1 pseudogene is annotated in these 315 nt (G+C 72.7%); it reads left to right on the top strand.

Annotated features, from left to right (window positions below):
* Positions 1–199 precede the first annotated feature (199 nt).
* Positions 200–315, top strand: a pseudogene (locus tag ADK86_RS45665) (glycoside hydrolase family 2 TIM barrel-domain containing protein); the annotation flags it as partial.

Here is a 315-nt window from a genome sequence, read left to right on the forward strand (position 1 = left end):
GCTGTACGACCCCGGGCTGCGATCGCCGGGCGTGCGCCGCGCCTCGTCGGACAGCCGCGGCGCCTCGGCCGTCCGCGGCGTCACCGGGACCGTCGGGGAACCCTTCACGTGGGCCGCGGAAAGGTGGGCGACTCGTATCGCGGGCATTACGCCGCCCGGGAAGGTGGCGCGGCCCACCCGCCCCGACGGACCCCCCCAAAACCCAAAGGGCGTCGTTACGAGCCACTATCCGCCGCACCCCGCCTTCCTGGACCTGTGCGACGAGCTGGGCCTGTGGGTGGTCGAGGAGTGTGATCTGGAGACGCACGGTTTCGG

The sequence above is a fragment of the Streptomyces sp. NRRL F-5755 genome (assembly GCF_001279365.1).
Lineage (GTDB): Bacteria > Actinomycetota > Actinomycetes > Streptomycetales > Streptomycetaceae > Streptomyces > Streptomyces rimosus.